The organism is Enterococcus casseliflavus NBRC 100478, from assembly GCF_001544095.1.
Classification (GTDB): Bacteria; Bacillota; Bacilli; order Lactobacillales; family Enterococcaceae; genus Enterococcus_D; species Enterococcus_D casseliflavus.
In genome coordinates this window covers 59,627-77,268 of record NZ_BCPT01000002.1, presented here as the reverse complement: position 1 = coordinate 77,268, position 17,642 = coordinate 59,627, and the positions used below count along the sequence as shown (strand labels likewise).

Genomic DNA, 17,642 nt, shown 5'->3' with positions numbered 1-17,642 from the left:
GGAAAAAAAATGTTATCTGAAAAACAAGAAAAATTAAAACAAATGCTGCTAACACCTATTGTGGTTGATAAACTTACCAATACAATTCAAAAAGAAGGCGACACAATAAAAAGCGCTCAAGTATATAGAGGTGTGGAAGACCCCGACATGTCTGATGTATCAATTGCTTTTTACGAAATCATCTATAAAAATACTATTCCCAAAAATCAACAAGGCGAATTTAATGTATTTGGAAAATCTGATGATAAAGGAAATATTTATATTAATGATTTTGCCAATGTTTCTTTTGCTGGTGATACAATGAACTCTTTTAAAACAATTTCTGGGAAATTGATTAAAGAGTTATCAATAGATGGGGAAAAAATAAATAAGCAATACTATATGCCCAATGATTCAAAAGGACGAATGAGATTGATATTTGACAGTGATGCTGATGAGTATACTCAAAAGATATTTTATGAGTTTTATAAACTGTATCATAGTTTAGCTAATTTTTGGATAATACCTATAGAGATGGGAAGAAAGAGTTCTAAAACAATTTCTATAGATAATTTTGAATTTAGAACACAAGATTATATGGGAAGGTTTTTGAGTGAAATTAGGAATAATTGGAACAGATTGAAAAAACAAGGATTATACAATTTCTATTTTAAAAATTTTGAAGATTACAGCGAATTTATAGAAAAGCATTTTATTATTGAAACGGACTATTTAGAATCTCCAAAAGATGAAACTGAAAACTTCGGTTCACTGAATGAAAAAGATGCTGTTAGCATTGTTTCAGGAATGATTACTGCAATTAAAAATAGAGCGGAACTGTTATCGAAATCAGAATACGCCGAACAATTATGGATTTTACTTAGCAATATCACAACAGATAGCTCTGATAAATTGTAAATAGGGAGTATGACAAATGGCAAGGGTATATAAAGCAGTCAGATTGGCTTATGAGGCTAAAATTTGGATAGACAAACTAATTATTCATAGAGAACGAGAACTAAAAAATGAACTAAAAAATGGCTTGATTAATAAACTAGAAACAGACATGCAAGAACATTACAGTGATTTGCTGGATGGGATATCATTCAATGTGGTGTTAAAAGTATCAGCTGGTAGTGTTATAGAACAAGCTTACAGATATTGTAAAAAACAAAATTTCACTGATGACGATTGGGAAAAAATTCAAAATCGCATGGATAGAACAATTGTAAAAGAAAATTATAAAGATAAATCTTCCGTTACGCCCCGACTTTATTTAGATGAAAATGTATTAGATGGCTTAGAGGAATATCGTTACCATTTTAAAAGTGATGAGCCTAGTAAACGTCTACCGCGATTAAGTTATATCATTAAATTAATTATTTTTGCCTTTTATAGTCAAATCGACTAGAAAGTTATTTTTCTAAATAGTTTAGTCGCTATTTAGAATTTTATTTCAAATAAATGTTTACATGTTGTACCACGATATCGAATAGAGGGTGTTATTATGAAAAAGTGGAACAAGCAAGCCTTATTCTAAAAGAAATCGAATACTACTTACAATTCGATACCCTATAACGTGAATACGCCGAAAAAGCATACTCAAAGCATTATCAAAAATTGAAAGGATTGAAAAAATGAACGCTGATAATTTTCGTTTCTACTTTTTCTTAGCTCTAGGTATAGGGCTAGCCATAACAAAGGTGACTGGCTTAATGTTTGGTTTACTAGCCGTAGTCAGTTCCCTCAACAACAAATTAACCCCCTCGAAGTGAGTGAAATAGGGAGGTAGTCGCCCCAGCGACTAAACGGAGTGTCCGAGTCTTTTCACTCACTTTGTGGGGGCCAGTCGGGCGGTTTTTGCCTGACACTTAACTTGATATATAAAACAACATCTGCTCGTTTGAGCGCGCGCTGAGAGGTGTGTGATGTCTAAAGAAACTCGTGCGTATAATACTAAAATTATTGAAACTTCCACCTATATTGAGGTGTATCAGTATGATGAACCTATTTTCTATAGTTATTCTGTTGAAAATGAAAATGGTTCACGTCAATTAGATTGGTTAATTGATAGTAATACACGTCGAACTTATGATGAGCTACCAACTATTGAGAAATATGATAGCTTAAAGCGAAAATAACAACATTATGAAGAAATGCGTTGGTCGTTCGTAATCGCTTAGGTCATGAAGATATTCAAACAACTTTGGGAACTTACGGACATTTATACGAGAACGCTAACAAAGAAGTCGCTAAAAAATTAACGAATACTATTGAAATGCCTAAGGAAAATGCGCAACGGAAACTTACAGGCAATCAGTATGTGAAGCATAAAGAATGACGAGGTGTATCAATATGGAAAATACTGTTTTTGATTCAGACAAATTTAAAGGGTAAAAAATACCGAAATATGATTCTAAATCTGGTGTTTGGGCTGTTGATACAGGTAATCGTGTTGAATTTGGCGATATGTATTATGTTTTATCGGAATTTATTGAGGACGGGTTACATTATAGTTTTAATACCTTAATAGCCGGAGATGTACGGCGAGACCATGCACATTCTTTTGATTGTGTCGTTTCAGCTTTACTCAAGAATGTCACCCATTTTTCAATTGTCGGATTTGAGAAAGATTATTCTCAGCAAGAAATAAATTTTCTCAATGACATTCAGACCAAAATTTTAAAAGAAAGTCGGGATTGCCAACATGACAGAATATGATAAATTTAAAAATATGGCTATCGAGGTAGCGAAAAAAGCTAACGCTGGTCAAACTGACAAAGGTGGTGAACCTTACTTTTTTCATGTTCAACGAGTGGCAAATTCACTAACAGATAAAAATGCTAAGGTTGTTGCCTATCTTCATGATACTGTTGAAGACACGGATATTACTATTGAAAAACTGAAAGAGTTAGGTTTTTCAGACACGATTGTTTCGGCAGTACAGGGTTTGACGCATGAACGTTATCAACCCTATTTTGGCTATATTGTAGAAATTAAGAAAAATAAACTAGCCACTATGGTTAAACTTGCAGATTTAAAAGATAATATGAATCTTTCAAGAATTACTTCCCCAACTGAAAAAGATTTTGAAAGAGTTAAGAAATATCAAAAGGCGTTTAAAATATTAGAGTTAGAGGGAGAGTGATTCAAAATGAGAACACTTTTAGTGGGCGATTTACACTTAACAGCACAAATAATCTTGCCAATGGTTGAGCAGAAATTTAAAGAATTAGGCATTAAACAAGTGATTTTGCTAGGAGATTATACAGACGCATACGAGCAAGAAAAAAACGTTGATCTTTACATGAATGAATTAGACTATTTGTTCATATGGAAATCAAAGATGAAAGTTTTCGGTGTCGAAGTGATAAATCTCTTAGGAAATCATGACGTGTCTTATTTGACGGTTACACCTAGAAGGTATTCACTGCAAAGTGCAGATAGTATTGCTAAGTTATATGGCATTTTATTAGATTTTAAAAATGGTCGATGACTGTTGATGATAAAGAAATCTTTTTGAATAGAAAATATCTTTAGAACATAATTAGGAGGTTGTTGTATGCGGAAAAATCAAGTATCTATAAAAATTGAAAGATTTGGCAAAGATATACCAGATGAGTTTAAAGAATTGAATATGCAAGTCATGTCTGTTTATGCTGATGGAAATGATTTATATGAAACATTATGTGGAGCTTTTCAGTTAGCCTTAATTGAAGTTGCTAAATATGAGCATAATAATTTCGGATGTAGAGAAAGTTATGATTCTTTAGAACTTACACAAAGAAAAGTTAAGGGGTTAAAATTATGTAGAAAAATAAAACATGATTTTTCTGATTCTAACTCAAAAGAAGAGTAAAAGCTAATGGTTGAGTAACCTCGAGAAAAAGAGCCTAGACACCCTATAAATAAAGGGTTCTAAGCTCTTTTTTCTTATTCCCACTCCACAGTAGCAGGTGGTTTGCTCGTAATATCGTACACGATCCGATTGACGTGTGCGACTTCGTTGACGATGCGGACGCTGATTTTTTGTAGGACTTCCCATGGGATGCGGGCAAAGTCAGCGGTCATGCCATCGATTGAAGTGACTGCACGGATGCCGACGGTATAATCGTAGGTCCGGCCATCACCCATGACACCGACGGAGCGAATGCCTGGTAAGACGGTGAAGTACTGCCAAATGTCGCGGTCTAAGCCGGCATTTGCGATTTCTTCCCGCAAGATTGCGTCAGAGTCGCGGACGATCGTTAGTTTTTCTTCTGTTAATTCGCCAAGGACACGAATGCCTAGACCTGGTCCAGGGAATGGTTGGCGCCATACGATGCTGTCTGGCATACCAAGTTGAGTCCCTAATTCACGGACTTCGTCTTTGAACAAGGTGTTCAATGGTTCGATCAATTTGAATTGCATGTCTTCAGGTAAACCACCCACATTGTGGTGTGATTTGATGGTTTGAGCAGTCTCAGTTCCTGATTCGATGACGTCGGTATAAAGGGTTCCTTGGGCAAGGAAAGAAACGCCTTCTTCGCCAGCTAGTTTGGTTGCTTCATCATCGAAGACGTACACGAATTCATTTCCAATGATCTTGCGTTTTTCTTCAGGATCAGAAACTCCAGCAAGTTTTGATAGGAAACGTTCTTTGGCATCAACTTTGATGATGTTCAAGCCGAATTTGCCGCCTAGGCTTTCCATTACTTGCTCGGCTTCGCCTTTACGCAAGAGACCATGGTCAACAAAAATACAAGTCAGTTGATCGCCGATCGCTTTTTGTAAAAGAACACCAACGACAGAAGAATCGACCCCGCCTGAAAGACCAAGCAAGACTTTTTTGTCGCCCACTTGTTCGCGGATTTTTGCGATTTCCATATCAATGAAGTTGTCCATTGTCCAATCACCTGTACATTGACAAACGTCAATGGCAAAGTGACGCAATAAGTCGTTGCCGTATTCTGAATGGCGAACTTCTGCGTGGAATTGGATACCGTACATTTTGCGCTCGGCATCTTGGATAGAAGCAATCGGGCAATCTTTGCTCGTTGCCACGACATCAAAGCCTGCAGGTGCTTGAGTGACCAAGTCCCCGTGGCTCATCCACACGGTTTGGGTTGCGGGCGTGTTTTGGAAAAGGGCCGCTGCATCAGAAGTGACTTCCAATTCTGCTTTGCCGTATTCACGGTTTTTGGCAGGTTCAACTTTTCCGCCTAATTTATAAGTAATCAACTGCATGCCGTAACAGATCCCTAAAACTGGGATGCCTAACTCAAAAATTTTCTCGTCGATGCCGAAAGAGTTCTCGTCGTAGACGCTGTTTGGTCCGCCAGATAAGATGATCCCTTTTGGGTTCATCGCTTTTACTTCTTCAGCGGTAATGCGGTGGCTCAATAATTCTGAGAAAACACCGAACTCACGAATACGGCGTGTAATCAGCTGGTTGTACTGACTACCGTAATCAAGTACGATAATTTTTTCGACGTTTGGCAAAGTGTCAACGTTTGTCACAATAAATTACCTCAATTCTTTTAGTTTTTATTGAAAAAAGGCTGGGCCTTTTCAACAGCATAATTATAAAAATGAAGCGGTCAATACTTGCGCAAGAACACTTCATCGATCAAATGGTGCTTTGTTTTATGAAGAATTATATCGGCTCTGCTGCGTGTAGGCAAGATATACTCGTGTAAATTCTTTAAATTCACATTTTTCCATACTTCTTTTGCCATTTTAATCGCTTCCTTGCGATCCCCGATCGCATATTGGTAATAATAATTGCTAGGGTCTTGAAAGGCAGTGTCTAGTAATGATTCAAATCGTTCCAAATACCATTTTTCAATCAGTGCCGGTTGGGCATCCACGAAAATTGAAAAATCAAAAAAGTCACTGATATAGATTTGTTGGTTGGCAGGTAGTTGCAGGGTATTGATGCCTTCCACGATCAAGATATCTGGTTGACTGATCGTTTCATACGTATCAGGAATAATATTGTAGACTTCATGGGAGTAGACGGGGATCTGGATGTCTGGTTCTCCTGATTTGACCGCATTCAAAAAGTTGATCAAGGCTTCCATGTCATAACTTTCTGGAAATCCTTTGCGATTCAAGCTGCCGCGTTCCTCCAAGACTTCGTTCGGATACAAAAAGCCGTCAGTGGTGATCAGTTGGACGGTTCTGCGGGGAAACAAACGGGCCAATAAATTTTGGACGAGCCGTGCGGTGGTACTCTTGCCGACGGCGACACTTCCAGCGATGCCGATGATAAAAGGCGGCATTTTGACGTAGCGGTGTAAAAAGAGTCCCTTGCTGAGGGTCAATGATTCAAACTCTTTCATATAAAGATGGATCAGATGGCACAAAGGCACGTAAACATCTTCCACATCTTGGACCGAGATCCGGTCGTTCAAACTTTTGATATTATCCAATTCTTCTTGAGTGAAAGGCATCATGCCGTTCGTATAAAACCCTTGCCATTGCTCACGAGGAATTTGATAAAAATTCATGGTTTCTTGCATAGTAGGCTCCTTTTTTGCGGCATCATCGGTTTCTATTAGAAGCGATAGGCCACTGTTCGAAAGTATTTTACCATAGAAACTTGCGGAACTTGGAAAAAAGACATGAATTCCTTTGCAGAAACAACAAAAAACTGTTTTTTCTTTGTTTTTTTTGCTGGGCGTTTACTTCTGGCTGTTTTTCGGTATGATTAGAAAGAAGCAGCAGGCAATTCTTGCAGGGCTTTTTTACTGGTGATTTCACTATGTTCACTTGTTCGAATAGAAAAAACAAGGAAAAACTAGTAGAAACCAGTAGAAAAAACAAGCGAAGAGGAAATAGAAGAAAGGAGCATAACCATGAGTAATCATTACTATACAGAAAATCCTGATACGGCCCATGATTTTGAGCAGTGGTCGTTTGAATTAAGAGGAAAGAAGTTTCATTTTGTGACAGATAGCGGGGTGTTTTCCCGAGACACGGTGGACTATGGCTCGCGGGTGCTGATCGATGCGTTTGAGTGGGGGGAGCTGCCAGAAGGAAGTCTGCTAGACGTTGGGTGCGGCTATGGTCCTGTTGGCTTAGCGTTAGCTCATGCGAGTCAACGACCTGTCGAGATGATCGATATCAATCAACGGGCAGTGGATTTGGCAAAAGGCAATGCCCAGCGTAACGGCATTGAACAGGTAGATATCCATCAATCCAATATCTATGCCCAATTAAATCAAACTGCTTATGCGGCGATCCTTAGCAATCCACCGATTCGGGCAGGAAAAGAAGTCGTTCATGAGATTTTGACGGGGGCGTTTCCTTTGCTTAAAGCAGGTGGGACTTTAACGATCGTGATCCAAAAGAAACAAGGGGCGCCGAGTGCTCAAAAGAAAATGCAAGAGACCTTTGGCAATGCCGAAATCATCAAAAAAGACAAAGGCTATTACATCATTCAAAGCGTAAAAGAAGCGTAGCTGCTCTTTGATTCTCAACAGATCAAAGGCATCGCCAAGACAAGCACTGGTTAGCGGCAACTGGACCAGTTGGTTTCTCAAAAAAGCCTTTTGTCATCAGCCTTTGGGGCAATCGCAGCTCCGCTAAAAGAGCTGTCTGTGTCATCGGGCCATTTTTGATCAACGAAAAAGAAAGTCGCACACTTGTTGAAAGTGTGCTATTTTTTTTGAGAAAAATTTGCTACACTTTAGGCAAGAGAGGAGAGAAGCAGATGAAATTGACGATTAAACAGATTGCTGAAATGGCTGGCGTCTCTGTCACGACCGTGTCGCAGATCCTAAACAATAAAGGCAGCCGTTTTAGTGAAGAAACCCGAAAGCGGGTCTTAGATATCGTAAATAAATATCACTATAAGCCGGATTTTTTTGCTTCGAATCTTATCAACCGCCATTCAAAAACGATCGGAATGATCGTGCCTGATGTGACGGATTTCTTTTTCTCTAAAGTCATTGAAGGGGCGGAAAGTTATTTCAATCCACTAGGTTACATGCTAGTGATATGCAATTCGCGCCACAGCCAAGAAAAAGAGGTTCAATATTTGAATGAACTGTCTCATCGTTCGGTAGATGGCATCTTATTAGCGACGCCGCATTTGCTGCCAGAGGATTATTCCTTGAAGAGCGGGTTCTTTGATGACCGACCAATTATTTTAGTCGATCGTGGGATCAATCAGCGGGACAATGGTCGTTTGATCGTGAAAGAATACGAAGGCGCCTACCAAGCCGTCAGCTATTTGATCAAAAATGGTCACCGCAACATTGCGATGCTCAAAGAAATCACCGGCTACTATCAATTAGAGGAACGGTTCAATGGCTATCGCCATGCCTTAAAGGATCATCAGATCCCTTTTAAAGGCCGATATGTGGAAAATGCTGAATTAACGGTTACTGGCGGGTACGAAGCAACGAAGGAATTATTGAAGTACAAAGAGATCACAGCGTTCTTCTGTGGCAACGATGCTATGGCGATCGGCTGTTATCAAGCGATTTATGAGGCGGGCAAAAAAGTACCAGAAGACTACTCGGTGATCGGCTTTGATGCCTTGAAATTATCGGAATACATCACACCACCGCTTACCACGGTCATGCAGCCGACTTTTGAGATCGGGTTTACCGCAGCGAAGTTTTTAGTGGACGCCATTGAGTTTCCGACACGGCGAATTCCAAATAAGATTTTTGATACAAAATTAATTATTCGTGAGAGCGTGAAGACATTGACAAGCGAGAAATAATGCGGTATATTTCTTCTTGTAAGTGTTTTCATAGTTTTGCGATATTTAGTAAACTGTTTTACTAAAGTGGTTTACCCTACGAAAAATTATTGTATAATGTTAAAGGAAGCGAGGGTCATTTCGATGCGAATGGTGGATTTAATTGAAAAGAAACGTGACGGCAAGTCATTGACGAAGGAAGAAATTGACTACATTGTAACTGCGTATACTGAAGGAAGTATTCCAGATTATCAAATGAGTGCCTTGTTGATGGCTATTTTTTATGTAGATATGACAGATGAAGAAATCACGAACTTAACGCTAGCAATGGCAAATTCTGGTGAAGTGATCGACCTATCCTCAATTGAAGGAATCAAAGTCGATAAGCATTCGACGGGCGGTGTTGGTGATACGACCACATTGATCTTAGCGCCCTTAGTGGCTAGTGTTGGCGTACCAGTTGCGAAAATGTCTGGGCGCGGCTTAGGCTATACTGGTGGGACGTTAGACAAGCTTGAAGCGATCCCTGGATTTAAAATCGAGCTTTCTGAAGCCGACTTTATCCGATTAGTCAATGAAAGCAAAGTGGCCGTGATCGGTCAATCAGGAGATTTAGCTCCTGCAGACAAAAAACTGTATGCCTTACGAGATGTGACGGCAACGGTTAGTTCGATCCCATTGATCGCCAGCTCGATCATGAGTAAAAAAATCGCGGCAGGTGCCGATGCGATCGTGTTAGACGTAACCACAGGCGATGGCGCCTTTATGAAAAACTTGGAGGATGCCAAACGCTTAGCCCAAACGATGGTCCGCATCGGAAAATTGGCAAATCGCCAAACGATGGCAGTCATTTCTGATATGTCACAGCCTTTAGGGGAAGCGATCGGCAACAGTTTGGAAGTGGTGGAAGCCATTGAGACGCTGCAAGGAAAAGGACCGAAAGACTTGGAAGAAATGTGCTATGCACTGGGCAGCCAAATGGTCGTTTTAGCGAAAAAAGCTGATTCATTGGAAGAAGCACGCCAACTGTTGGAAGAAGCCCTGCATTCAGGCAAAGCGTTAGAAAAATTCAGACAGATGATCACAGACCAAGGCGGAGACGCTACAGTGATCGATGACCCGAGCAAGATTTTGACAGCGAAATATGAAGTGGAAGTCCCAGCGAAAACTAGCGGCGTGGTGACGAAATTAGTTGCCAATGAGCTAGGGATCGCGGCGATGATGTTAGGGGCAGGTCGTAAGACCAAAGACGAAGACATCGACCATGCCGTGGGCATCAAATTGCATAAGAAAGTTGGCGAATCCGTAAGCAAAGGGGAATCGCTATTGACGATCTATAGCAATACCGAAGCAATCGAGGATGTCAAAGCATTGATCGACCAAAATATTGAAATTGGGGAAGATGGCGCAGAACCGCCATTGATCCATGACATTATTACAGAATAAGGAGCGAATAAAAATGGAATTGAATCGCATGATCGACCACACGATTTTGAAAGCAGACGCAACGGAGGAAGATGTTTTACGAATCATCGAAGAGGCAAAAACCTATCACTTCTATTCTGTCTGCATCAATCCAACGTGGGTTTCATTAGCAGCAGAAAAATTACAAGGCGAACCAACGGCTGTTTGTACCGTGATCGGTTTTCCTTTAGGGGCAAACACATCTGAGGTCAAAGCTTATGAAACAACAGATGCGATCAAAAACGGCGCAGATGAAGTCGATATGGTAATCAACGTAGGTGCCTTGAAATCAAAACAATACAAAAAAGTTCAAGCAGACATCGAAGCAGTCGTTGAAGCAGCCAAAGACAAAGCGCTTGTCAAAGTAATCATTGAAACAGCGTTATTAGACAACGAAGAAATCGTCAAAGCCTGTGAATTAGCCAAAGCAGCTGGTGTAGATTTCGTGAAAACCTCAACTGGCTTTTCAACTGGTGGGGCAGTCGTTGAAGATGTTCGCTTGATGCGTGAAACAGTAGGACCAGAAATGGGTGTCAAAGCTTCTGGTGGTATCCACAACGAAGCAGAAGCAGCAGCTATGGTCGAAGCGGGCGCAAACCGCTTAGGAACAAGCGCAAGTGTTGCTATCGTGACTGGCTCAACAGGTGCTGGCTACTAAGCTTAGCATTATTAAGTAAAGTAGCAAAAAATAAAAATAAGAGCGGTGAAGACAATGACAATAGCGAAAAAAGAGTGGATCGACACCGCCGTTTCCGCCTTAGATAAAGCGTATGTGCCGTACTCTAAGTTTCCGGTCGGTGCTTGTCTCGTTGCCAAAAATGGTACGATATATCAAGGGATCAACATTGAAAATGCCTCATATGGCTTAACAAATTGCGCAGAACGAACCGCTTTTTTCAAAGCCGTTTCTGAAGGCGAAAAAGAGTTTCAACATTTGGTTGTGGCGGGTCATACGCCAGAACCGATCTCTCCTTGCGGTGCTTGCCGCCAGGTCATGGTGGAATTTTGTGCGCCAGATATGCCGGTGACCTTAGTCGGCGATGATGGTGTCATCAAAGAAACCACGGTAGAAGGCCTATTGCCTTATTACTTCACGAACAAAGATTTATAAACCATGTTCATTCAGTCGATGCGGCTGTTGAAAAAAACTATATTTTTAGGGGGCTTTACAGCAATGAAAAAAGCAAAATTATTTAGTTTAGGTATTGTTGCAGTAGCTGGGTTGACTTTACTTGGTGCTTGTGGCGGAGGAAATTCAGGTTCAACTGATTCAACTGGCGGAGGTTCTGCAGACGGTACGACTGATGCAGCGCATAGTGTCGCAATCGTTACCGATATCGGTGGGGTGGATGACCGTTCATTCAACCAATCAGCGTGGGAAGGCTTAGAAGCATGGGGTGAGGAACACGGGATCGCTCGCGGTGCTGGTGGTTATGACTACGTGCAATCAAATGAAGCTTCAGAATACACAACCAACGTAAATGGTGCCGTTCAAAATGGTTTCAAAACAGTTTTCGGTGTAGGTTACTTATTGAAAGATTCAATCGCAGCAGCAGCTGACCAAAACCCTGATACACAATTCGGGATCATCGATGATGTGATCGAAGGCAAAGACAACGTTGTTTCAGCAACATTTAAAGATAACGAAGCAGCTTACTTAGCTGGTTTTGCCGCAGCGTATACAACCAAAACAAACAAAGTCGGCTTCATCGGTGGTGAAGAAGGCGTCGTTATCGACCGTTTCGAAGCTGGTTTCATGAAGGGCGTTCAAGACGCAGCTGAAAAATTAGGCAAAGAAATCACGGTTGATCCTCAATATGCAGCATCATTTGGTGATCCTGCTAAAGGGAAAGCATTGGCAGCTTCAATGTACCAAAGTGGCGTTGACGTAATCTTCCACGCATCTGGTGGTACTGGTGCAGGTGTCTTCCAAGAAGCAAAAGCAATCAATGAACAATTGAACGAAGCAGACCTAGAAGACAAAAAAGTTTGGGTCATCGGTGTGGATAGCGATCAACAAGACGAAGGGAAATACACAACTGCTGACGGCAAAGAAGATAACTTCACATTGGCTTCAACATTGAAAGGTGTTGGCGCAGCGGTACAAGATATCTCAACTCGTGCGTTAGAAGACAACTTCCCTGGCGGCGAACACATTGTTTACGGCTTGAAAGATGGCGGTGTAGACATTACTGAAGGGTTCCTTTCAGATGATGCCAAAGCAGCGATCGAAACAGCGAAACAAGACGTGATCGACGGCAAAGTAGAAGTACCAGAAACACCTGAAAAATAAAGTTGTTCTTTTCGGTTATCTTGCCCTAGTTTAGGGCAAGATGATCGTTGTTGGATTACTATGTTGATGAAAGCTACGGGTTTTCATGAGGATAGTAATCATCCTAAGCAATAGCAATTATTTTTTTGACATGACGAATGGTTTGTATAAGCGAATTAGAAAGTAAGGATGTGAGTAATTTGGCTGAGGAAAAATATGTTGTAGAAATGCGTCATATCACCAAAGAGTTTGGAACGTTCAAAGCCAATGACGATGTCAACTTGCAAGTAAGGCCAGGAGAAATCCACGCATTGCTTGGTGAAAATGGAGCGGGCAAGTCGACCTTGATGAATATGCTGTCAGGATTATTGGAACCAACATCTGGTGAAATCTGGATGAATGGTGAAAAAGTGAATATCACGAGTCCGACCGCAGCAAACAAATTGGGGATCGGGATGGTGCATCAGCATTTCATGCTGGTAGACGCCTTTACTGTAACAGAAAATATCATTTTGGGGAGCGAACCCCATCATCTCGGTGTGTTAGATCGCAAGAAAGCCCGCAAAGAAATCAAAAAAGTTTCTGAACAATATGGTTTATCGGTTGATCCAGATGCTTATGTGCGTGACATCTCTGTCGGGATGGAACAACGGGTAGAGATCTTGAAGACTCTTTACCGCGGCGCAGATGTATTGATTTTTGATGAACCAACGGCAGTTTTGACACCGCAAGAAATCGAAGAGCTGATCGAGATCATGCGCGGATTGGTGCGTGAAGGCAAATCAATCATCTTGATCACCCACAAACTGGATGAGATCAAAGCGGTGGCAGACCGTTGTACAGTTATCCGTCGGGGACAAGGGATCGGCACTGTCAATGTCAAAGACGTCAGCTCACAACAGTTGGCCGATATGATGGTTGGTCGTTCTGTGTCCTTCAAGACACCGAAGAAAGAAGCGTCACCAAAAGAAGTCGTGCTTTCTGTTGAAAACTTAGTTGTAAAAGAAAACCGTGGCTTAGAAGCAGTAAAAAACTTAAGCTTAGAAGTACGTGCAGGTGAAGTATTGGGGATTGCTGGGATCGATGGCAATGGGCAATCAGAGCTGTTACAAGCCATCACTGGTTTACGGAAAGTCGAAAGCGGCAAGGTCTTGCTGAATGGTGATGACATCACTAACTTCAAGCCTCGGAAAGTCACCGAAGCCGGCGTTGGTCATGTGCCAGAAGACCGCCATAAATACGGGCTTGTCTTGGATATGATGTTATCAGAAAACATCGCCTTGCAAACCTACTACAAAAAACCTTTGAGTAATGCAGGTGTCTTGGATTACGGAGAGATCAACGAGTTTGCTCGTGACTTGATTCAAGAATTTGACGTACGAACAGTCAACGAGATCGTACCAGCACGGGCATTGTCCGGCGGGAATCAACAAAAAGCGATCATCGCACGAGAAATCAGCCGCGATCCTGATCTATTGATCGTTGCCAATCCGACCCGTGGGTTGGATGTTGGAGCGATCGAATTTATCCACAAACGCTTGATTGAACAGCGGGATAAGTTCAAAGCGGTATTGTTAGTCAGCTTTGAATTAGATGAAATTTTGAATGTATCAGACCGCATTGCTGTTATTCATGCTGGTGAGATCGTTGGGGTCGTTGATCCGAAAGAAACATCAGAGAAAGAGCTTGGCTTGTTGATGGCAGGGTACTCCTTGGAGGAAGCAAGACGAGAGCTGCAAATGGAGGAAGTAGGTGGTTCGGTTGAATAACCGCAAAGAAAAGATCCGCAATATATTAGTGCCGATCATCGCTGTCTTGTTAGGATTCGTCCTTGGCGGGATCATCATGGCGGCCTTCGGCTACAGCCCGATCACAGGGTATACACAAATGTTTCGGACCGTTTTTATCAACGGACAAACAGGTGGGTTAAATGCCCGCAACATTGGTGAGATTTTTGTTACAGCAGGACCATTGATCTTTACCGCTCTGGGGTTTGCCGTTGCAAACTCAGCCGGATTCTTCAATATCGGTCTTTCTGGTCAAGCGCTAGCAGGTTGGGTTGCCAGTATCTGGGTCGCACTAGCGATGCCAGATGCGCCTCGGTTGGTGGTCTTGCCATTAGCCGTGATCGTAGGGGCTTTATGCGGGGCGATCGCAGCTGCGATTCCTGGTTTCCTACGGGCATTCTTTGGAACAAGTGAAGTCATCGTGACGATCATGATGAACTATATCTTGCTTTATACGGGGAACCATTTAGTCAATAATGTGATGAGCGAATCCATGATCACGACAAAAGGGGTCACAAAAATGGTGGGGGAAAATGCCTCCATGCAGACGCCGTTTCTAGCAAGCATCACGAGCAACTCTCGCTTGAACTTAGGGATCTTCTTAGCCTTGATCTTCTTAGTTTTGGTTTGGTTCTTGATGAAAAAAACCACTCTTGGTTATGAGATTCGCGCGGTGGGCTTGAACCCAAGCGCTTCTGAATATGCGGGGATGAGCAGCAAACGGACGATCATTGTCTCCATGATCATCTCTGGAACGCTTGCTGGATTAGGTGGAGTCGTTCAAGGACTAGGAACGTTTGAAAACTTCTTCGTTCAAGGGTCATCATTGAGCATCGGGTTTGACGGTATGGCTGTATCCTTGTTAGGAAGCGGCTCATCGATCGGAATCTTGCTTTCAGCCCTCTTGTTCAGTATTTTGAAATTAGGTGGACAAGGCATGCAGTTTGCAGGTATTCCATCTGAATTAGTCGATGTCAATATCGCAATTATTATTTTCTTCGTAGCGATCAGCTTTGTGATTCGTTTCTTGTTGGCAAAAATCTTTGACGGCAAAAAAGAAGCGCTGGTCGTACAGGAGATTGAAGCCCAACCAAACGATCAAGATCAGGAAGGAGGAACCATCTAATGGATATTAGTTTAATTTCTTCGATCGTCACTCAAACATTGATTTATGCGTCTCCTCTGATTTTGACGGCGCTAGGTGGCGTGTTCTCAGAGCGCAGCGGGATCGTTAACGTGGGTCTTGAAGGAATCATGGTTATGGGTGCTTTTAGCTCGATTGTTTTCAATATTGAATTTGCGTCACAATTTGGAGCGTGGACACCATGGTTAGGGATGCTCGTCGGCGGACTTGTCGGTGTGGTTTTCTCCTTGCTGCATGCGGTGGCAACCATCAACTTCCGTGCCGACCACATCATCAGTGGTACGGTGATGAACTTGATGGCACCAGCTTTGGCTGTGTTCTTAGTCAAAGCGATCTACAACAAAGGGCAAACGGATAACATCCAACGGACATTGGGGTATTTCAATTTCCCGATTCTTAAAGATATTCCTATCATTGGCCCGATTTTCTTTAATCAAACATTCTTACCGGCGTACTTCGCTATTTTGATCTCAGTGATCGCGTGGTTCGTGATTTTCAAAACACGCTTTGGGTTGCGTCTTCGTTCTGTCGGTGAGCATCCACAAGCAGCGGATACCTTAGGGATCAATGTTTACGTGATGCGCTACTCAGGTGTCTTGATCTCTGGTTTCCTTGGCGGGATGGGCGGTGCCTTGTTTGCTCAATCGATCGCGGGTCGCTTTGCCGTGACAACGATCGCCGGTCAAGGATTTATCTCGATGGCTGCGATGATCTTTGGTAAATGGAATCCACTTGGTGCAATGGGAGCTGCGATTTTCTTCGGTTTTGCGCAAAACATCAGTATCGTAGGTGGCCAACTGCCAATCATCTCTTCCATTCCAGCGGTTTACTTACAAGCTGCGCCTTATGCTTTGACGATCATCGTGCTCGTTCTTTTCCTTGGAAAAGCCGCTGGTCCGAAAGCTAACGGGAAGAACTACATTAAATCTAAATAATTTTTTCAGTATGAAAGGGTGGGGCTATGGGACATGAATGTGTTGCTGTGTCCTGCCCTTTTTCTATCCTCTGGGTGAAAGGAACGCATCAGGAAATTTCCAAAGCAACCCAGCGCAATTTTTGCTTAAGTTTAGTATGATAGAGGTAGTAGATCCGCTTGTAAAAGCATAAAATAAAGAAAGTAGGGAATAGAATGTTTAAACGTGTACACTTGATCGTGATGGATTCAGTCGGAATTGGTGAAGCACCTGATGCGGCAGCTTTTGGTGATGTCGGTTCAGATACGTTAGGCCATATTGCAAAAGAAGCAGGCTTGACGATCCCTCACTTGGAACAATTAGGCCTAGGGACGATCCGTCCTTTAGAAGGCGTGAAGGCGGTAGCTGACCATGATGGGTATGCAACCAAATTGGAAGAAGTTTCCGTTGGGAAAGATACGATGACGGGGCACTGGGAGATCATGGGCTTGAATATCCAAAAACCTTTCCGCGTATTTCCCGATGGGTTTCCCGATGAATTGTTGCAACAGATCGAAGCGTTCTCTGGACGTAAAATCGTCTGCAATGCGCCGTATTCAGGGACAGCAGTCATTGATGACTTCGGCGAACATCAAATGAAGACAGGCGATCTGATCGTTTACACCTCGGCTGATCCAGTGTTGCAGATCGCTGCGCATGAGGAAATCATTCCATTAGAAGAATTGTATCGTATTTGTCAGTACGTTCGGGACATCACGAAAGATGAGCCATATATGATCGGCCGCATCATCGCGCGTCCGTATGTCGGTGAGCCTGGAAACTTTACTCGTACGAGCAATCGTCATGACTACGCACTCGATCCATTTGGCCATACAGTATTAGATTCCTTGAAAGAAGCTGGAAAAGACGTGATCGCCGTTGGGAAGATCAATGATATCTTCAACGGACAAGGAATCACCGATTCTGTACGGACGAAGAGCAATATGGACGGTGTGGATCAGTTACTGAAGGTGATGAAACAAGACTTTATGGGTCTAAGCTTTACGAACTTGGTCGACTTCGATGCGCTTTATGGTCACCGTCGCGATGTTGTAGGGTATGCTCATGCCATTGAAGATTTTGATTTGCGTATTCCAGAACTTTTAGAAGCAATGGGAGACGAGGATCTGTTGTTGATCACAGCTGACCACGGCAATGACCCAACCTTTACGGGAACGGATCACACGAGAGAATATGTGCCATTATTAGCGTACAGCAAGAAATTCCAAGGCCAAGGCAAATTGCCACAAGGCTACTATGCGGATATTTCCGCAACGATCGCTGAAAACTTTGGTGTTTCAGCTACAGAAAACGGAACAAGCTTTTTACAACATTTAAACTAGAGGTG

18 protein-coding genes are annotated in these 17,642 nt (G+C 42.2%); 16 read left to right on the top strand and 2 right to left on the bottom strand.

Annotation, left to right across the window (positions count from 1 at the left end; genetic code table 11):
* The first annotated feature begins 9 nt into the window (after positions 1-9).
* From ECA1_RS02245 to ECA1_RS02215, 6 genes are all read left to right on the top strand, one after another.
* On the top strand, positions 10-897 hold the full coding sequence (locus tag ECA1_RS02245) for a hypothetical protein (protein ID WP_005226808.1): 888 nt from the start codon (positions 10-12) through the stop codon (positions 895-897).
* A gap of 16 nt (positions 898-913) precedes the next feature.
* The gene (locus ECA1_RS02240; protein ID WP_060791603.1) at positions 914-1,390 is read left to right on the top strand and encodes a hypothetical protein; all 477 of its coding nucleotides are present in this window, start codon (positions 914-916) and stop codon (positions 1,388-1,390) included.
* A gap of 517 nt (positions 1,391-1,907) precedes the next feature.
* Positions 1,908-2,120, top strand: coding sequence for a hypothetical protein (locus tag ECA1_RS02235; protein WP_236596103.1), 213 nt, complete (start codon positions 1,908-1,910; stop codon positions 2,118-2,120).
* A gap of 566 nt (positions 2,121-2,686) precedes the next feature.
* Positions 2,687-3,127: an HD domain-containing protein gene (locus ECA1_RS02225; RefSeq protein WP_236596102.1), complete on the top strand. Its 441-nt coding sequence runs from the start codon at positions 2,687-2,689 to the stop codon at positions 3,125-3,127.
* Positions 3,128-3,133: 6 nt separating this feature from the next.
* Positions 3,134-3,475, top strand: coding sequence for a metallophosphoesterase family protein (locus tag ECA1_RS02220; RefSeq protein WP_005226819.1), 342 nt, complete (start codon positions 3,134-3,136; stop codon positions 3,473-3,475).
* Between the two features lie 66 nt (positions 3,476-3,541).
* Positions 3,542-3,838, top strand: a complete 297-nt coding sequence (locus ECA1_RS02215) for a hypothetical protein (RefSeq protein WP_005226821.1) — start codon at positions 3,542-3,544, stop codon at positions 3,836-3,838.
* A gap of 74 nt (positions 3,839-3,912) precedes the next feature.
* Here the strand turns inward: ECA1_RS02215 and guaA are convergent, their stop codons facing one another.
* Together guaA and coaA are read right to left on the bottom strand one after the other, a co-directional pair.
* Positions 3,913-5,478, bottom strand: a complete 1,566-nt coding sequence (gene guaA, locus ECA1_RS02210; protein WP_008376418.1) for a glutamine-hydrolyzing GMP synthase — start codon at positions 5,476-5,478, stop codon at positions 3,913-3,915.
* Positions 5,479-5,558: 80 nt separating this feature from the next.
* Positions 5,559-6,482: a type I pantothenate kinase gene (gene coaA, locus ECA1_RS02205; protein ID WP_005226828.1), complete on the bottom strand. Its 924-nt coding sequence runs from the start codon at positions 6,480-6,482 to the stop codon at positions 5,559-5,561.
* 336 nt (positions 6,483-6,818) lie between these two features.
* On the opposite strand from coaA, the gene ECA1_RS02200 reads away from it, so the two are divergent.
* The 10 genes from ECA1_RS02200 (at position 6,819) to deoB (ending at position 17,637) form a co-directional block, all read left to right on the top strand.
* A complete protein-coding gene (locus ECA1_RS02200; RefSeq protein ID WP_060791602.1) occupies positions 6,819-7,424 on the top strand; it encodes a class I SAM-dependent methyltransferase in 606 nt (201 codons plus the stop codon).
* Between the two features lie 251 nt (positions 7,425-7,675).
* Positions 7,676-8,695 carry a LacI family DNA-binding transcriptional regulator gene (locus ECA1_RS02195; protein ID WP_060791601.1) on the top strand — a complete coding sequence of 340 codons (1,020 nt, stop codon included), beginning with the start codon at positions 7,676-7,678 and terminating at the stop codon, positions 8,693-8,695.
* 123 nt (positions 8,696-8,818) lie between these two features.
* Positions 8,819-10,120: a pyrimidine-nucleoside phosphorylase gene (locus ECA1_RS02190; protein WP_005226834.1), complete on the top strand. Its 1,302-nt coding sequence runs from the start codon at positions 8,819-8,821 to the stop codon at positions 10,118-10,120.
* A gap of 13 nt (positions 10,121-10,133) precedes the next feature.
* Entirely contained in the window at positions 10,134-10,796 is a 663-nt protein-coding gene (gene deoC / locus ECA1_RS02185) for a deoxyribose-phosphate aldolase (RefSeq protein WP_060791600.1), read from the top strand.
* Positions 10,797-10,850: 54 nt separating this feature from the next.
* Positions 10,851-11,249 (top strand): cytidine deaminase, encoded by a 399-nt coding sequence (locus ECA1_RS02180; RefSeq protein ID WP_005226837.1) that lies wholly within the window; start codon positions 10,851-10,853, stop codon positions 11,247-11,249.
* A 63-nt stretch (positions 11,250-11,312) separates the two neighbouring features.
* Positions 11,313-12,431 carry a BMP family lipoprotein gene (locus tag ECA1_RS02175; RefSeq protein WP_015508805.1) on the top strand — a complete coding sequence of 373 codons (1,119 nt, stop codon included), beginning with the start codon at positions 11,313-11,315 and terminating at the stop codon, positions 12,429-12,431.
* 206 nt (positions 12,432-12,637) lie between these two features.
* The gene (locus ECA1_RS02170) at positions 12,638-14,179 is read left to right on the top strand and encodes an ABC transporter ATP-binding protein (protein ID WP_369907731.1); all 1,542 of its coding nucleotides are present in this window, start codon (positions 12,638-12,640) and stop codon (positions 14,177-14,179) included.
* Complete coding sequence (locus tag ECA1_RS02165) at positions 14,172-15,323, top strand: ABC transporter permease (protein WP_282956819.1); 1,152 nt, start codon at positions 14,172-14,174, stop codon at positions 15,321-15,323. Before ECA1_RS02170 ends, ECA1_RS02165 begins: the two co-directional genes overlap by 8 nt.
* Complete coding sequence (locus ECA1_RS02160) at positions 15,323-16,276, top strand: ABC transporter permease (protein WP_005232556.1); 954 nt, start codon at positions 15,323-15,325, stop codon at positions 16,274-16,276. Before ECA1_RS02165 ends, ECA1_RS02160 begins: the two co-directional genes overlap by 1 nt.
* Before the next feature lie 194 nt (positions 16,277-16,470).
* A complete protein-coding gene (gene deoB / locus ECA1_RS02155; protein ID WP_060791598.1) occupies positions 16,471-17,637 on the top strand; it encodes a phosphopentomutase in 1,167 nt (388 codons plus the stop codon).
* Positions 17,638-17,642: the final 5 nt, after the last annotated feature.

Coding starts and splice junctions, on each gene's coding strand:
- ECA1_RS02245 (WP_005226808.1), top strand. CDS start 10: ATGTTATCTGAAAAACAAGAAAAATTAAAACAAATGCTGCTAACACCT.
- ECA1_RS02240 (WP_060791603.1), top strand. CDS start 914: ATGGCAAGGGTATATAAAGCAGTCAGATTGGCTTATGAGGCTAAAATT.
- ECA1_RS02235 (WP_236596103.1), top strand. CDS start 1,908: ATGTCTAAAGAAACTCGTGCGTATAATACTAAAATTATTGAAACTTCC.
- ECA1_RS02225 (WP_236596102.1), top strand. CDS start 2,687: ATGACAGAATATGATAAATTTAAAAATATGGCTATCGAGGTAGCGAAA.
- ECA1_RS02220 (WP_005226819.1), top strand. CDS start 3,134: ATGAGAACACTTTTAGTGGGCGATTTACACTTAACAGCACAAATAATC.
- ECA1_RS02215 (WP_005226821.1), top strand. CDS start 3,542: ATGCGGAAAAATCAAGTATCTATAAAAATTGAAAGATTTGGCAAAGAT.
- coaA (WP_005226828.1), bottom strand. CDS start 6,482: ATGCAAGAAACCATGAATTTTTATCAAATTCCTCGTGAGCAATGGCAA.
- ECA1_RS02200 (WP_060791602.1), top strand. CDS start 6,819: ATGAGTAATCATTACTATACAGAAAATCCTGATACGGCCCATGATTTT.
- ECA1_RS02195 (WP_060791601.1), top strand. CDS start 7,676: ATGAAATTGACGATTAAACAGATTGCTGAAATGGCTGGCGTCTCTGTC.
- ECA1_RS02190 (WP_005226834.1), top strand. CDS start 8,819: ATGCGAATGGTGGATTTAATTGAAAAGAAACGTGACGGCAAGTCATTG.
- deoC (WP_060791600.1), top strand. CDS start 10,134: ATGGAATTGAATCGCATGATCGACCACACGATTTTGAAAGCAGACGCA.
- ECA1_RS02180 (WP_005226837.1), top strand. CDS start 10,851: ATGACAATAGCGAAAAAAGAGTGGATCGACACCGCCGTTTCCGCCTTA.
- ECA1_RS02175 (WP_015508805.1), top strand. CDS start 11,313: ATGAAAAAAGCAAAATTATTTAGTTTAGGTATTGTTGCAGTAGCTGGG.
- ECA1_RS02170 (WP_369907731.1), top strand. CDS start 12,638: ATGCGTCATATCACCAAAGAGTTTGGAACGTTCAAAGCCAATGACGAT.
- ECA1_RS02160 (WP_005232556.1), top strand. CDS start 15,323: ATGGATATTAGTTTAATTTCTTCGATCGTCACTCAAACATTGATTTAT.
- deoB (WP_060791598.1), top strand. CDS start 16,471: ATGTTTAAACGTGTACACTTGATCGTGATGGATTCAGTCGGAATTGGT.